Annotated in this window: 15 protein-coding genes; 12 read left to right on the top strand and 3 right to left on the bottom strand. The window is 45.8% G+C overall.

The annotated features are described in order from the left end of the window. Positions 1 to 4: 4 nt before the first annotated feature. Positions 5 to 196, bottom strand: coding sequence for a 50S ribosomal protein L28 (rpmB, locus tag WC958_01150; protein MFA5628862.1), 192 nt, complete (start codon positions 194 to 196; stop codon positions 5 to 7). 130 nt (positions 197 to 326) lie between these two features. Between rpmB and WC958_01145 the strand changes: the two genes are divergently transcribed. The 6 genes from WC958_01145 (at position 327) to argS (ending at position 8,505) form a co-directional block, all read left to right on the top strand. Continuing rightward, positions 327 to 1,973: a DAK2 domain-containing protein gene (locus WC958_01145; GenBank protein ID MFA5628861.1), complete on the top strand. Its 1,647-nt coding sequence runs from the start codon at positions 327 to 329 to the stop codon at positions 1,971 to 1,973. Positions 1,974 to 1,999: 26 nt separating this feature from the next. Further along, complete coding sequence (locus WC958_01140) at positions 2,000 to 2,842, top strand: DegV family protein (protein MFA5628860.1); 843 nt, start codon at positions 2,000 to 2,002, stop codon at positions 2,840 to 2,842. A 12-nt stretch (positions 2,843 to 2,854) separates the two neighbouring features. Further along, complete coding sequence (locus WC958_01135) at positions 2,855 to 3,793, top strand: DegV family protein (protein ID MFA5628859.1); 939 nt, start codon at positions 2,855 to 2,857, stop codon at positions 3,791 to 3,793. A gap of 39 nt (positions 3,794 to 3,832) precedes the next feature. Then, positions 3,833 to 6,301, top strand: coding sequence for an ATP-dependent DNA helicase RecG (recG, locus tag WC958_01130; GenBank protein MFA5628858.1), 2,469 nt, complete (start codon positions 3,833 to 3,835; stop codon positions 6,299 to 6,301). 139 nt (positions 6,302 to 6,440) lie between these two features. Then, complete coding sequence (locus WC958_01125; protein ID MFA5628857.1) at positions 6,441 to 6,728, top strand: ferritin family protein; 288 nt, start codon at positions 6,441 to 6,443, stop codon at positions 6,726 to 6,728. A gap of 103 nt (positions 6,729 to 6,831) precedes the next feature. Then, positions 6,832 to 8,505, top strand: coding sequence for an arginine--tRNA ligase (gene argS, locus WC958_01120; protein MFA5628856.1), 1,674 nt, complete (start codon positions 6,832 to 6,834; stop codon positions 8,503 to 8,505). 2 nt (positions 8,506 to 8,507) lie between these two features. On the opposite strand, the gene WC958_01115 is transcribed toward argS, so the two are convergent. Further along, a complete protein-coding gene (locus tag WC958_01115; GenBank protein ID MFA5628855.1) occupies positions 8,508 to 8,741 on the bottom strand; it encodes an Lrp/AsnC ligand binding domain-containing protein in 234 nt (77 codons plus the stop codon). A 146-nt stretch (positions 8,742 to 8,887) separates the two neighbouring features. Between WC958_01115 and WC958_01110 the strand changes: the two genes are divergently transcribed. From WC958_01110 to nusB, 4 genes are all read left to right on the top strand, one after another. Then, on the top strand, positions 8,888 to 9,304 hold the full coding sequence (locus WC958_01110) for a DUF177 domain-containing protein (GenBank protein MFA5628854.1): 417 nt from the start codon (positions 8,888 to 8,890) through the stop codon (positions 9,302 to 9,304). Positions 9,305 to 9,371: 67 nt separating this feature from the next. Further along, entirely contained in the window at positions 9,372 to 9,572 is a 201-nt protein-coding gene (gene rpmF, locus WC958_01105) for a 50S ribosomal protein L32 (protein ID MFA5628853.1), read from the top strand. Positions 9,573 to 9,612: 40 nt separating this feature from the next. Then, positions 9,613 to 9,747 (top strand): hypothetical protein, encoded by a 135-nt coding sequence (locus tag WC958_01100; protein ID MFA5628852.1) that lies wholly within the window; start codon positions 9,613 to 9,615, stop codon positions 9,745 to 9,747. Positions 9,748 to 9,759: 12 nt separating this feature from the next. Then, positions 9,760 to 10,176, top strand: coding sequence for a transcription antitermination factor NusB (gene nusB / locus WC958_01095; GenBank protein ID MFA5628851.1), 417 nt, complete (start codon positions 9,760 to 9,762; stop codon positions 10,174 to 10,176). Between the two features lie 45 nt (positions 10,177 to 10,221). Here the strand turns inward: nusB and mfd are convergent, their stop codons facing one another. Next, positions 10,222 to 13,665 carry a transcription-repair coupling factor gene (gene mfd, locus WC958_01090; GenBank protein ID MFA5628850.1) on the bottom strand — a complete coding sequence of 1,148 codons (3,444 nt, stop codon included), beginning with the start codon at positions 13,663 to 13,665 and terminating at the stop codon, positions 10,222 to 10,224. Positions 13,666 to 13,814: 149 nt separating this feature from the next. On the opposite strand from mfd, the gene proB reads away from it, so the two are divergent. Beyond that, entirely contained in the window at positions 13,815 to 14,942 is a 1,128-nt protein-coding gene (gene proB / locus WC958_01085) for a glutamate 5-kinase (GenBank protein MFA5628849.1), read from the top strand. A 23-nt stretch (positions 14,943 to 14,965) separates the two neighbouring features. Further along, the gene (locus WC958_01080; protein ID MFA5628848.1) at positions 14,966 to 15,229 is read left to right on the top strand and encodes a hypothetical protein; all 264 of its coding nucleotides are present in this window, start codon (positions 14,966 to 14,968) and stop codon (positions 15,227 to 15,229) included. The last annotated feature ends 42 nt before the right edge of the window (positions 15,230 to 15,271 follow it).

Raw genomic sequence — 15,271 nt, 5'->3', positions numbered from 1 at the left:
AAAACTATTCAGCTTCGCGCATGAGCTTGTTCTGCGTGCGCATGCATCTGGTGCAGATATTAACACGCATCGCTTTGCCGTCTACTTCGGCTCTAACTCTATGAACATTCGGCATAGATTCTTTTCTGGTATGTCTCTTGGAATGGCTGACGTTATTGCCGAACATCTTCGATTTATCACATAGATCGCACTTCATTGATAGGTTCACTCCTTTGACTGTCTATAAGAAATTATTGTACAATTCGTTCTGCTATGTTAGCATAAATTACAAAACCTTACAAGATTATTATTCCGAACAACACCTTACAAGGATGGTGGTATAAAAAATGAATCAAACGGATGTTATCGGAGGACAAAAGTTCCTCGAAATGTTCGCCGCCGCTACTGATTGGCTTGAAAAAAGCGCCCCCGAAGTTGATGCGCTTAACGTTTTCCCCGTACCGGACGGAGATACCGGTACCAATATGTTACTTACAATGAAATCGACGATTGACCACGGATTTCAAAATGCCAACAAGGATGTTTCTTCCGTTTCGCACTCAATGGCTACCGGCGCCCTAATGGGGGCCCGCGGTAACAGCGGGGTTATCCTTTCGCAATTCTGGGCCGGATTGGCTCAGGGGTTAGCGGATAAAGAAACGATGGACGGTAAGGATTTTGCCGCCGCATTGGAAAGATCCTCGGTTGTTGCCTATAAAGGCGTCAGCAACCCGGTTGAAGGCACAATCCTAACGGTATTAAAAGATGCCGCACAGGAAGCCTTAAAAACCGCCGCTAACGGCAAAGGAGATCTCCTTTCCGTTTTGGAATCCACGGTATCCGCCGCCAGTGAATCGGTTGCCAACACACCCAAACTTTTACCGGCATTAAGAGAAGCCGGAGTTGTCGATTCGGGCGGGCAAGGCCTTTATACAATACTGGACGGGGCATTACGCTACCTGCGGGGCGAATCGGAGTTAATGCAATTCCGAAAACCGCAAATCATCGCCAGCAGTATTTCTTCAACACCCGTAACCGTTACGGCCGATGCCAAAGCGGGTCACGAAGATGAAGTTCCCTTCGGTTACTGTACAGAGTTCCTGCTCAAGGGAAGCGGGCTGGACCCCGAAAAAATGAAAAAATATTTGCTCAAAAAAGGGCAATCACTGATTGTTGTCGGAGATGAGAATACCGTTAGAGTCCATATTCATACGCTTGACCCCGGCGAAGTAATCAGTTACGCAACTTCAATGGGCACCATTCACAGCGTCAGCGCCCGCAATATGGACGAACAGCATCAAGATTACTTGGCAAAACAAAAAACACAATCGACGCCGACCAAGGTATCGATTGTTTCCGTTGCTGCCGGAGACGGTCTGGCAGAGGTGTTTTCCAGCCTCGGCGTTTCCGCCATTGTTGCCGGCGGGCAAACAATGAACCCCAGCACCAAGGATATTCTGATGGGAGTGGAACGCGCACCTTCGGATAACGTGATTATCCTTCCCAACAACAAAAACATTGTGCTGGCCGCACAGCAAGTCCAAGCCCTAACGGAGAAAAAAATCTGTGTTGTGCCAACGGTCAATGTCCCTCAGGGGGTTGCCGCACTGCTTGCCTTTGATTACGAAGCGGAACTGGAAACCAACTGCGAGATTATGACAGAAACAATCAATGCCGTTTCGTCAATCGAGGTTACACGTTCCGTGCGTTCGTGTAAAATCGGAAACCTTGATATCAAAAAGAAACAAGCAATCGGGCTTCTTAACGGGGTCATTATCTCGGCACTGGATAGTGCCAAAGATGTTTTGTTTGAGGTTTTAGAGAAAACGATTGAGGATAAAACCGAAATAATCACCGTTTACTACGGTCAAGACACCGAAGAAGACGAAGCCGAAGCATGCGGCAATGAAATACGCGAGAAGTACCCTCAACTGCAGGTTGAAGTGGTTTACGGAGGACAACCGCACTATTTTTATATTGTGTCGGTAGAATAAATTAATTAGTCAGGGGGTATAGTAAAATGACAGTTAAAATTGTCACAGATACTCTGTCCGACATACCCGACGACTTAGCAAATGAACTTGGTATAACGCTGATTCCGTTGACCGTATCGTTCGGTCATGAGTCGTTTCTTGACAGGATAGAGATTTCTTCGGAAGATTTTTATGAAAGGATGGTCCGGGAAGACGTTATTCCCACCACCACCCAACCTTCCCCGTTTTCGTTTACCAATGTCTATAACGAGCTGGCAAACGAAAGCGATGAAATACTGGTAATTACCTTATCAAGCAAACTCAGCGGCACTTATCAATCGGCGTTAAACGCCAAAAGTACAGTTAGCGATACTTGCCGCATTGAGGTCTTGGATTCGCAAAAAATAATTATGAGCTTCGGGCTTGCAGTTATTGCGGCGGCCAAAATGGCAAATGCCGGTGCGGGAATCGATGAAATAATTGCCGCAACCAAAGTAAGATTAGATAACACACAACTGGTCGCTTATTTTGATTCACTTAAGTATCTTGTAAAGGGCGGGCGCGTCGGAAAAGCGCAGGGCTTTGTCGGCTCACTGCTTTCGGTAAAACCAATTCTTACGATTAGAGACGGAGAAATGGGGCCGCTTACAAGGGTCCGATCCAAAGCCGCCGGTCTTGATTATCTTTATAACGCAGTCGCAACAACCGATAATATCGAAAGCGTCGGCGTGGAATACTGTACCACACCCGAAGATGCCGAATATTTGATTGAACGTATCAGCGACATTGTACCGCGGGAAGATATTTATAAATCGATTGTATGCCCGGTAGTCGGCACATACTCCGGCCCCGGAGGGGTTGCAGTATCCATAATGAGTAAGCCTTCTTAAAAAGGAGAATAAATGGCAGTCAAAATAGTTACGGACAGCACATCGGATATCCCGCAGGAATTAATAGATGAACTTGAAATTACCGTCGTTCCCGCTTATGTCCAGATTGAGGGCAAGACTTATCGTGACGGAATAGATATCAGCCAAGACGAAATTTATCAAAAAATGGTAACCGATAATATCGTAATTAAAACCTCTCAACCGCCTCCCTCCGATTTTGCCGATGTCTATAAAAAACTGCTAAAAGAAACCGATGAAATTGTTTCTCTGATGGTTACCGGTAAATTAAGCGGAATCTATAACTCGGCGGTGCAGGCTAAAGATATGGTTGGAAGCAGCGGACGCATTGAAGTTATCGATACCATGTCCACCACTATGGGGTTGGGATTAATGACGCTTGCCGCCGCCCGGATGGCAAAAGCCGGCGAGGATATAACGGCAATACTGGAAGAAATTAAAAGCTCAATACATCGCACCCATTTATGGGGCATGTTTGATACCTTAAAATACCTTTTTACCGGCGGACGCATCGGTAAAGCCAAAGCCCTCTTGGGAGGGTTATTACAGGTAAAACCGATGTTAACAATGTTGGACGGAGAAATACAACCGACCGGTCTGACACGCAGCCGCAGTAAAGGGATTGATAAACTCTTTGAACATATCAAGGATTTTTCTCATATTCAAGATGTTGCCGTTGTACACAGCACAACCCCCGAAGATGCGCAAATGCTTAAAGAGCGTATCGAAGCCGTGCTTGGTAAAGGCACCGCCTATTTATCCCGGCTGGGGCCGGCGCTGGGTGTTCACGGCGGTCCAGGCACGCTAATATTGGCCCTTAGGGAAAAAATTGAAGGACTTTCTCACAAAGAGGATGTCGAAAAGAAAAAAGGAATATCCCTGCCCTCTTTTCCTTCAATACACCTGCCAAAAATAAAACTTGCGACCTTATAGCTTAAAGAAATTACTGCAACAAATACGGGAGCCTTTTTAATGGATTCATTGCCGTTACGTAAGGTTCTGGAGCTTGAGCGCCAAAAAAAATTCAACAACACCGCTGTTTTCGGCGGGTTGGATAAATTTTTGGCAAACTGGGCAACCAAAACCGAAGGAACAATCAATAACGCAATTATTTTAAAGCAATTCAAAGCATTGCAACTGGATAAAACCGGTTATGCAGAGCTTGATATCAGCCAGCGCCAAGCCAAAATTGAAGCAATAATAGGCGCTATCGATAACATTGAGGCGTCTTTGGCGGAAAAGCCGCCAAAACCGGTTAAAGCACCCGCTAAAACCGCAGCGGTTACCAAAACAGCCGCGCGCAAATCCCCGCTTAAAACAAGCCAAGGGCTGAGCTTGGACGCATCAATAACATCAATAAAAGGGGTCAGCGCCGCCGTTGCCGTTAAGTTTAATAAACTCGGAGCCTCAACCGTAAGGGATTTACTGTATTATTTCCCCAACCGCCACCTCGATTACAGCCAGCGCAAAACAATTGCGGAGCTTAGCGAGGGGGTTGAGGAAACGATTATTGCCAACGTTTGGCAAACGCGCGAAGTCAGGCTTGGCAACCGCCGCAGTACCGAGGCCATTGTCGGTGATGAAACGGGAAACGTCAGGGTAGTATGGTTTAATAACCCCTATATTGCCAAGCAATTATCCGTTAATCAACAAGTGGTGTTAAGCGGACGGTTAAGCATTTTCAGGGATCAGCCGGTGTTTGAATCCCCCGAGTGGGAAGTTTTGGAAGATAAAGAGCTTGTCCATACCGGCAGATTGGTTCCAATCTATCCCCTAACCAAAGGGCTTTACCCGCGCGCCGTCAGAAAGATGATGAAAGAAGTTATTGACCGCTGGGCGCCCGAAACGGAAGATTTTTTGCCGCTAAAGATAAGAGAGCGCTGCGGTTTAACAGACTTGCCGCAAGCCATTTATCAGGCGCATTTCCCCGACAGCCAAGAACTAAAAGATAAAGCCCGCACCAGGCTGGCGTTCGATGAGTTATTTTTATTGCAACTGGGTGTTTTAAACAGAAAACGGCGTTGGCAGGCCGACCAACCCGCCAACCCGTTCAAAATAGATAAAGCGGTAACCGATAAATGGATGCAACCCTTGCCGTTTGAACTTACCGGCGCCCAAAAAAGGGTGATTTCCGAGATCTACGATGACCTGCAAAAACCGATTCCGATGTCGCGGTTACTGCAGGGTGAAGTCGGCAGCGGAAAAACGATTGTCGCTCTTGCGGGGCTTATTACCGCCGTTAACAATAATTTTCAGGGAGCCCTAATGGCCCCCACCGAAATACTGGCCGAACAGCACTTTTCAAGCGTTTGTAAACTCCTGGCGATGGGCGGTGAGGCATTATCCCAAGAAGATTATATTCATACCTATAACAGTATTGACGGCGAGCCCGTTTCCGTTGCCCTTTTAATCGGCGATACAAAGGGTAAAAAGAAATCGGAAATTCAAAATGCGATTGCCGCAGGGGATGTCGATATTGTTATCGGAACCCATGCCCTTATTCAAAAAAACGTTGAGTTTAATTCTTTGGGGCTTGCAATTATTGATGAACAGCACCGTTTCGGTGTGGAACAACGTTCCGCACTGCGACAAAAGGGTTATAACCCGCATTTGTTGGTAATGACCGCAACCCCCATCCCGCGCACCTTGGCGTTAACTTTGTACGGAGACCTTGATCTTTCGGTTATTGATGAGCTGCCGCCCGGCAGACAAACAATTAAAACGAAATGGCTTGCCCCCGATGAAAGAAATAAAGCCTACAATTTTATACGTAAACAGGTTGCCGAAGGGAGGCAAGCCTTTATAATCTGCCCTTTAATTGATGAGTCTGAAGCGGTCCAAGCCCGCGCCGCCATCGCCGAATTCGAATATTTATCCTCCGAGGTTTTTCCGTCACTTGGGCTTGGGCTTTTACACGGAAGGATGTCATCTGCCGATAAAGACGATGTAATGACGCGTTTCCGCTACGGGGAACTGGACGTACTGGTTTCGACACCGGTGATTGAAGTGGGGGTGGATGTTCCCAATGCCACGGTAATGTTAATCGAAAGCGCCGACCGTTTCGGGCTTTCGCAATTGCACCAGTTTAGGGGCAGGGTCGGGCGCGGTACGGAACAAAGCTATTGCATGTTACTTGCGGAAAACCCCTCCGAAATAGCCCGCAACAGATTGGAAGTAATCGAAAAAGTCCAGGACGGTTTTTTACTTGCGGAAGAAGACCTCAAACTGAGAGGCCCCGGCGAGTTTTTCGGAACAAGGCAAAGCGGCATCCCCGACCTTAAAATGGCACGGATTTCGGATACAGGGCTGCTTGAAACGGTTCGGCGCGAAGCGCTTGCCCTTTTTGAAAAAGACCCCGAATTTGAGAAAGCGGAAAACAAACCGCTCGCCAAAGAGATCGCCAAGGTATGGGCGCAAAAAAGCATCGGGGAACAAAGCTAGCAATATTTTTATCCGCGCCTCTTAGCCCCCCTCGTTTTACCTTTATTTTAAAGCCAAAACCGTTCAAAAAAACTTTCGTAAGTTGTTTTTAATTTGAAAAGGATTTAATATATTAAATAATGTCTGAGGAGTAAACAAAATGTTATCACGAATACCGATTGATTTATCCAAAGTAGACAAAAAGAACATCGACCGCGAAATACTGAGGGCTGCGGTAATGGCCGAGTTGGATGCCATTAACCTCTACGAGCAAATGGCGGCGCTGGCCGATGACAAAAACTTAAAAACACTTCTTCTTGATATTGCCAGAGAAGAAAAAACCCATGTCGGCGAGTTCCAGGCTCTTTTGTTAATGCACGATAAAGAACTTGAAGAAGAAATGGAAGCCGGCAGGGAAGAAGTCGAAGAATTACTGGAAAATTCATAGTAAAATTCTGTTTCAAACTGTTTTTTAATCACTGCTGAAATTATTTACGGAATGGCGCATTGTGCTATAATGCGCCATTATGTAGCTTTAAACGGGGGATAACTTGAGCGAAATCTTACTTGTTAAACAAAGGATTATTGAATCAATTAAAAAGGCAACGGCGGAAGCGCAGCAAGCAGGCAAACTGCCTGTTGTGCCGATACCCGATGTATCCGTTGAGCATCCGCAAAAAACGGGGCACGGGGATTATGCCGCCAGCCTTCCTTTGAAACTGGCTCGTTCAACCGGAATGGCCCCCTTTAATATTGCCAAAATTATTGTATCTTCCTTAGAAAAAGACGAAGCAATCGCCGATGTTAGCGTCGCTCAGCCCGGTTTTATTAACTTTACGTTGGCGCCAAGCTGGCTTGCCCAACAGGTTGACGCAATCTTAAAACAAGAGGACTCTTTCGGGAACGTTGAGAGCGGTAACGGAGAACAAATTCAGATTGAATTTGTAAGCGCTAACCCCACCGGCCCACTGCATGTCGGCCACGGCAGGGGCGCCGTTTTAGGCAGTGCCCTAGCCAATGTGCTTGATGCCGCCGGATTTAAGGTGCAAAAAGAGTATTACGTTAACGACGGCGGAAACCAAATCGTTTCATTCTACCGCTCGCTGTTTACACGCTACCGACAAGCGCTCGGTATCGACACGGAAATGCCGGCGGAGGGCTATTTCGGCTCTTACATAATCGATTTGGCTCAAGAGTTAATCAGCGAACACGGCGATAAATTCATAAAAATGAACCCGGAAGATGCGGAAAAGGAACTCGGCAAACTGGGGCTTGCCAAAATGCTGAAACAGATTGGAGGTTCCCTTGAAGCGTTAAGGGTGACTTTCGATAACTGGTTTAATGAAAGCAGCCTTTACGAAAACGGGCAATACGATAAAGTAATGGATATGCTTAAACAAAGCGGTTATATTGCCGAAAAGGAATCCGCAATTTGGTTTGTTTCCACCGCACTCGGCGAAGATAAAGATAACGTTGTAATCCGCAGTGACGGAACAGCCACTTATTTTGCCACCGATATTGCTTACCACTACAATAAGTTTATTGAGCGCGGCTTTGATAAAGTGATTGATATCTGGGGAGCGGATCACCAGGGGCATGTTTCCAGAATGGAAGCCGTTGTCGGAGCGCTGGGAATTGACCCCAAACGCCTCAAGGTTATTATTTCGCAAATGATTACCCTAAAACGCGGGGGCGAGCTGGTTAAGTTATCCAAGCGCAGCGGTGATATGATTTCGCTTTCCGAAGTTATTGAAGAAGTCGGGGTTGATGCCTGCCGCTTCTTTTTCCTTTGCCGCTCGGCAGACAGCCAAATGGACTTTGATTTGGAACTGGCTAAAAAGGAATCTCAGGATAACCCCGTTTATTACATTCAGTACGCCTATGCCCGCATCTCAAGTATTCTGAGGCTGGCTGAAGAAAAAGAGATTGACTACGAAGACGGGAATGTTGCGCTTCTTAACGATGAAGCGGAGCTCGCGCTAATCCGCAAGATGCTCCTTTTGCCCGAGATTATCGAGATGATTGCCCACACGCTTGAACCGCATCATCTGACATACTATGCACAGGACCTTGCAACGATTTTCCACAGTTTCTACAAGCAATGCCGCGTGGTAACGGATGAGCCGGCAATCACCAAAGCGAGGCTAAAGTTGGTCGCTTCTGCCAGGATAGTGTTTGACAGAACGCTGAGTTTGATGGGGATGTCAACACCCGAAAAAATGTAACCCTAACAGATTACAAGACAAGTTTCGGTGCGTGAAATCCCTTCTATGGTGTGGATGCTGGCTGTAATGATATCCCCTACTTCGTTTAGCGTTTCCGCTTTGACTACCGCGATAACGTCGTAAGAGCCGGTAACCGAATCAACCGATTCCAAGCCTTCTATGTTTCTAAGAGAGGCTACAACGGTTTTGGTTTTACCGATTGCCGTTTCTACCAGCACGTAAGCCTTTGCTTTCATTGTATTCCCCCTTACAGCTTATAATTGGATTATAGATTGCGGGAATAGAGCTGTCAATCAATTTAAGATAAAAACCCGAAAGTTTGCTTAGAAAGTGCCATCCTGAGTATAATTAATTATCAAAACAGCCGCAACAAGGAATTAAAGTGCAAATTAATGTTTCCCAACTGCTTAGAGAACCGACAGGTTCTTCGCGCGATATTGAAATCGATGAAATCTTTAGATACCCCGAGGACGATTTAGTTCTTCCGGTTAAGGGTAATTTTAAGTTAACCCGCACCAATCGCAGCATACTTGTCAAAGGTAACTTCAAAACCTCAACGCAAGCAACATGCGTTCGTTGCTTGGAAGATTTTGATTGTCCGCTTGAAGTGACCTTCGAAGAAGAATTCTTCCCGCCTCTTGATATAGCAAGCACAATTGAAATACCCGACCCGGAAGAATCCGAAGGTTTTGTTATAGATGAACGCCGTATACTCGACCTTAGCGAAGCCGTAAGGCAATATGCCTTGCTGACGATACCAATGAAACCCTTATGCGACAATAATTGCCGCGGATTTTAATTGTAAAATTTTATGCGATTATGGTAATATGAATAGTTACATTAAAGCAATAGAAACGGAGTAGACGATGACACCATTACCTAAACGAAAAACTGCCAAAGCAAAACAAGGCCTAAGACGCAGCCACCAGGCTTTAACACCGAAAGCCACTATGGCTTGTCCTCAGTGCGGTGATGTTAAGCTGCAACACTACGCTTGCCCCACCTGCGGAAACTACGGCGGTAGAGACGCGGTAGAAGCGGAAGATTCCAAAAAGAAATCTAAATAAGCTGCTTTTTTGTTTCAAACGAATATAGAAAGAACTAATTTTGACTGTTAAAGGTCGCTCTTATTCCATAGCCGGTACGCCGACATCGGAGTTTAAAGCGACCTTAATTTATCGATTACCGCATCCCGCTAAAAAAGAAGACAACCTTTTTATGCAATCCGGTAATTGGAGCTAATCGGAGTTAAAAATGAGCGGAGCCAGAAGAAAATCGAGGGCTGTTGCGCTTCAGGTGTTATATGAAGTCGATTTGGTCGGCCATAAATCTGAAGAAGTGATTCAGCATGCCCTTGCGGCAGAAGTCTTAAACGAAGAAAATATGGAGTTTGTCAGAGAAATGGTTTCCGGCGTCCTTGATAACAAGGGTCAAATCGATGACAATATCAAAAAGTTTGCTCCGATGTGGCCGATTGCCCAAATATCCGTGATTGACCGTAACATTTTACGAATCGCCATATTTGAACTGCTGTTTGATAAGGATACCCCTGTTAAGGTGGCAATTAACGAAGCGGTGGAGTTAGCCAAAAACTTTGGCGGCGACAATTCCCCCAGGTTCATTAACGGGGTTTTAAGCTCCGTTAGCGGACAAACAGCCAGAGAAGAATAAAGCAAGGCGACAAGCGGATAGGTTATTTGAGCGGGGTTACGGCATTTAAGCCAAACTAATTATGTCAAGCACTTGTTCCAGTATCTTCGTCCACTTTTCACCAAACCTTTTGTATTCAATATTGAGCTGAGTCCTGCCCATTGTAATCCCCGTTTTAGGCAGTAATGCAATTTTCTGCCTTTCCAGTTGTAAACCCTCAACCAAACGAATCACAATATTGCCGTCTTCGGTAACCACCGATTTAACACCGGCTTGGGAAGCCTTCAGCTTGATACTAACCCCGAACAGCAAATTATCCGCCTCAGGCGGCAAAGCCCCGAAACGATCGTTTAATTCCTTTTTAATATCATCTAAGTCTTGGACGGACTTAACCCCCGCCAGTTTATGGTATAAACCCAAGCGCACGGCAACATCGGAAACGTACGTTTCCGGAATTAGAGCCGAAAGAGGTAAATCAACAACAGCTTGGGGCATTCTTTTTACGGGTAATTTTCGCTCACCACGATATTTATCCCTGATATCGGTAACGGCTTCAGCCAGTAAACGCGTATACAAACTAAAACCGATTGCATTAATATGACCGCTTTGTTTCCTGCCCAGCAAGTTACCGGCGCCTCTTATCTCAAGGTCTTTCATGGCGATATCGGCACCGGCGCCCAGTTCCGTTGCTTCATAAATCACATTTAAACGCTGACGCGCTTCTTCGGTAATCAGCTTTCCTTTATCGTAAAGGAAATAGGCATAAGCCAGGTTCGCCTCCCGCCCGACCCTGCCCCTTAATTGATAGAGCTGGGTCAGCCCCAGCTTATCGGCCTGATTAATAATCAGGGTATTGGCATTCGGAACATCAAGCCCCGATTCGATAATAGTTGTACAAACCAAAATATCGATTTCACCGCGTAAGAAGTCGGTCATCACGGTTTCCAAGTCTTCTTCGGTCATCCGCCCATGGGCAACCCCGATTCGAGCCGAAGGCACCAGTTCACGTATTTTAGCGGCTACCATCGCAATGCTTTGAACACGATTATGGACAAAAAAGACTTGCCCGTTACGTTCTAATTCTTTTAAAATCGCTTCCTTAACGAGCTGACCGTCGTATTCGGCAACATAAGTCCTGACCGGTAAGCGTTCCTCCGGCGGCGTTTCGATGACACTCATATCGCGAACACCGACCAGTGACATATGCAGGGTACGCGGAATCGGTGTTGCGCTCATTGCCAGCACATCGATTTCTTTGCGGATATTTTTTAAATATTCCTTGTGATTAACACCAAAACGCTGCTCTTCATCGATAATTAAAAGACCGATATCCTTAAAAAGAACGTCTTTCTGAATCAGACGATGCGTTCCGATACAGATATCAACCTTGCCTTCCGCTAAACGTTCAATAATTTCCTTTTGTTGTTTTTGCGAACGGAAACGGCTTAAAACTTCGATACTGACCGGGAATGCCTGTAACCTTTGAGTAAATGTAGCGTAGTGTTGTTCGGCAAGAACGGTTGTCGGTACCAATACCGCCACCTGTTTGTTATCCATAACCGCTTTAAAAGCCGCACGCAGCGCCACTTCCGTTTTCCCGTAACCGACGTCTCCCATAATAAGGCGGTCCATCGGTTTGGCTTTAACCATATCGCCCTTGACTTCCTCCTGCACCTTCATTTGATCGGGGGTTTCAACGTAAGGGAACGAGGCTTCCATTTCCTGCTGCCAAACAGTATCGGGGGCAAAGGCAAAACCCGCAGCGGCTTCTCTGGCGGCGTAGAGATCCAATAGTTCCTCCGCAACCTCCTCAACCGATTTACGCGCCTTTTGTTTAGCTTTCGCCCAATCTTGCGTGCCTAAGCGATTAAGGATGGGTGTTTTATCGCCGCCGCCGATGTAACGGCCGACACGGTCGATTTGGTCAACCGGAACGTATAATTTATCACCTTCGGCGTATTGCAATACCATATACTCAATAGAGGTGGGGTTCATTCTCACAATTCCGTTAAATTTAGCAATGCCGTGCTCAACATGCACCACATAATCACCGGGGTTGATATCTTCGTAGAGTTTCGTTTTAGCAACCGACCGTTTTTTAACTGACCTTCTTTGCTTAATAAAACCGAAGATTTCACTGTCGGTAAAAAGACATGTTTGAGTATCCATAATCCAGCCGTCGGTTACCGCACCGCCAACCACGGTAATCTCTCCGTATTTAGGGAGGGAATTGTTTTCTGCGGTGAGATTGGTTGTAAATATCCCTTCCCTTTCCAGCAGTTCGGTTAGGCGCTGGGATTGGTGGGTAACGGCAATCACCCGCTTTTTGGACGCAAGCATTTTTTTAACTTCATCGGCAAAATTAACTAAATTACCGCCAAAACTCGGCGCTGCCGAAAAAGAAATTCGGGAAGATTCCCCCCACGAAACCATATTTAAACTTTGCTTTGCCTCCAGACACAAGCGTAAATCGTCCCATTGAAAATACGGCAAAGGGTAATTGCGCGGCAAATCGTGGGTTATAAGTTTATCTTGTTTTAATTTATCGGCTTCCGTATCCAAATACTCAACCGTTTGGGTGATATTTTGCAGTTCATCGGTTATAACCAAAAACCCTTTGTGGATATAATCCAAAACACTGCCATCATTAAATAAAGGGGCATAAAAATATTTTTCAGCCGGAATTTGCCCTTCCGCTAAACTTGCCAAATCCTGTTTTAAATTCCTTTTGGCATCGGCATTGCAACCGGTTAGGTCAACTTCGGCCAGTATCTTTTGCAGTTTCTTTTTTTCGGCGGTAAGCGGCAGCAACAATTCGGTTGCCGGGCCAATTTCGATACTTTGGATTGATTCCTGTGAGCGTTGCGTTTGGGGGTCAAAATAGCGCAGGCTATCGATGGTATTACCCATAAACTCCAGCCTAATCGGCTTTTCGGCCGTAAGCGGATAGATATCGAAAATACCGCCGCGGTGGCTCATCGTCCCCGGCAGTTCAACAATACTTTGCGCTTCGTATCCTAAAATCTGCCAGCTGTTAAGCAGTTCGTAGGGATCGATAGTCATCCCAAGCCGTAAGATATGATGCGAGGCTTTAAAATCGGTAACCGGAATAACTTTCCCCATCAGCGAACGCGCCGAAAGAATTATTAAAGGCGGGGAATCGTTATTTTTGATATCCGCCAAAAGCGAAAGCAAGCGTATTCTTTCGATTTCATTATAGTTATCGGTTGTTACCTTTTGATAAGGAAGCATATCCGGCTCGGGGAAAACATCAATATTGCAACCCGGAGAGCACCAGGAAGCTATTTGGTCACTTAACTTAGCAGCGTTATCGGCTTTGGCCGTTATAACAACAATCGGAATTTTTAAGGCCTTATGTAAAGCGGCAATCAGGTAGGGCTTGGCGGCATTCAGAATTGAGATATCGCCAAGGTTTTTTTTAGCCCGGATTTCTTTTAAGAGATGTCTGTATTCCGGCATCTCGGCTATGAGATTTAGTATATTATTCAAAGAAACAGATCCTTTTTACAAACGCCTTTAGGGCTAGTTTCCCGCAACTAGCCCTCTTAATAAATTTTAACATACAACGCTTGCTTGTCCAACCTGAAGGCGATTGATATAATTATTACAATACAAGATTTGGTAGATTGAGGAAAGGAATGAACAAGACAGATTTGCCCTATAAAAGAATAGTAGTCAAACTCGGTTCGAATTTGCTGACAAACGGCAGTTCATCCCTTGATATCAATATGATGTCCTCAATTGTTTCCCAGATAGCCGCATTGTATAAACAAGGGCTGGAAATAGTAATTGTAACCTCGGCAGCCATTGTTGCCGGAAGGCACAAGCTGGGTAAATCCAGCTCCGTTAAGGGTATCCCTTACAAGCAGGTGCTGGCGGCAGTCGGCCAAATTAGGCTGATAAACACCTATGAACAACTCTTTGACGAACATGGAATTGTTATTGCTCAGGCCCTACTTACCAAAGCCGACCTTTCGGACAGAGACGGATATCTCAACGCGCGCAGCACCCTTTTGAACTTATTGGAATTAAAGATTATCGGCATTATCAACGAAAATGATGTCGTTGCCTTTGACGAACTGCATGATAAAAAATTCGGTGATAACGATAACCTTTCGGCGCTTGTTGCCAATTTAATTGATGCCGATTTACTGGTAATCTTAACCGATATCGACGGCCTCTGCACCGCGGACCCGCGTTGTAATGCAGATGCCACCCTTATTAAGCAAATCGAAAATATTACGCCGCAAATCGAAAAACTGGCCGGTAAAGCCGGCACCAAAATCGGCACCGGCGGAATGATTACCAAGATTGAGGCGGCTAAACTGGCAACCTCTTCCGGCATTTCGGTTATCATTGCTAACGGATATGAGCCCGAGGTTCTGCAGAAAATAGCCGCCGGCGAAGAAGTGGGCACGCTTTTTCTTCCGACATCCAAACATATTGACAGCCGCAAGCGCTGGATGGTCAGCGGATTATCCGTTAAGGGTAAGTTAACCGTAGATGAGGGGGCTGTTAACGCCTTAAAACAGAAAAACGGCAGCCTTTTAGCGGCGGGAATACGCGCAAGCCAAGGTAAATATCAAAGGGGTGACATTGTTAATATTTTAGACATGGACGGAGGCCGTATCGGCTGCGGGATATCCAATTACAACTCCGCCGATGTAGAAGTTATTATGGGAGCGCATTCCAAACAGATTGCATCATTATTGGGGCACGACTTGGGAGCCGAGGTCATTCATCGTAATAACCTTATTATACTTTAACTATATTCTGAAAAGGGGTACAAATGAGCCAAGGAAAATTATACGGCAGCGACGGGGAACTTGTTGCGGAAGTGGATTACAAATATTTTAACGGGATTTCACAAAATTGGTGGGGGGAATTGACCCTCACTGAATATAAGAAAATCAAAGAAGGTAACGGATACGTTATAGAGTTGGCGGACGGTAAAAGAGGCAGGTGTTCGCTCCGAAAAAAGGTCAACCGTGCCGTTTACGGGCTTTCGCCGCTGTTTTGCTACGTTTTTACCGGAATCGGGGATTTGGAATAAGCTTTTCCGTTGCAAAAAATTTGTTATTCTAACCCTCACCGA

It is taken from the genome of Dehalococcoidales bacterium (assembly GCA_041656115.1).
Lineage (GTDB): Bacteria > Chloroflexota > Dehalococcoidia > Dehalococcoidales > UBA5627 > UBA5627.
The sequence above is the reverse complement of the archived record's forward strand: the minus strand, read 5'-3'. Positions and strand labels throughout refer to the sequence as shown.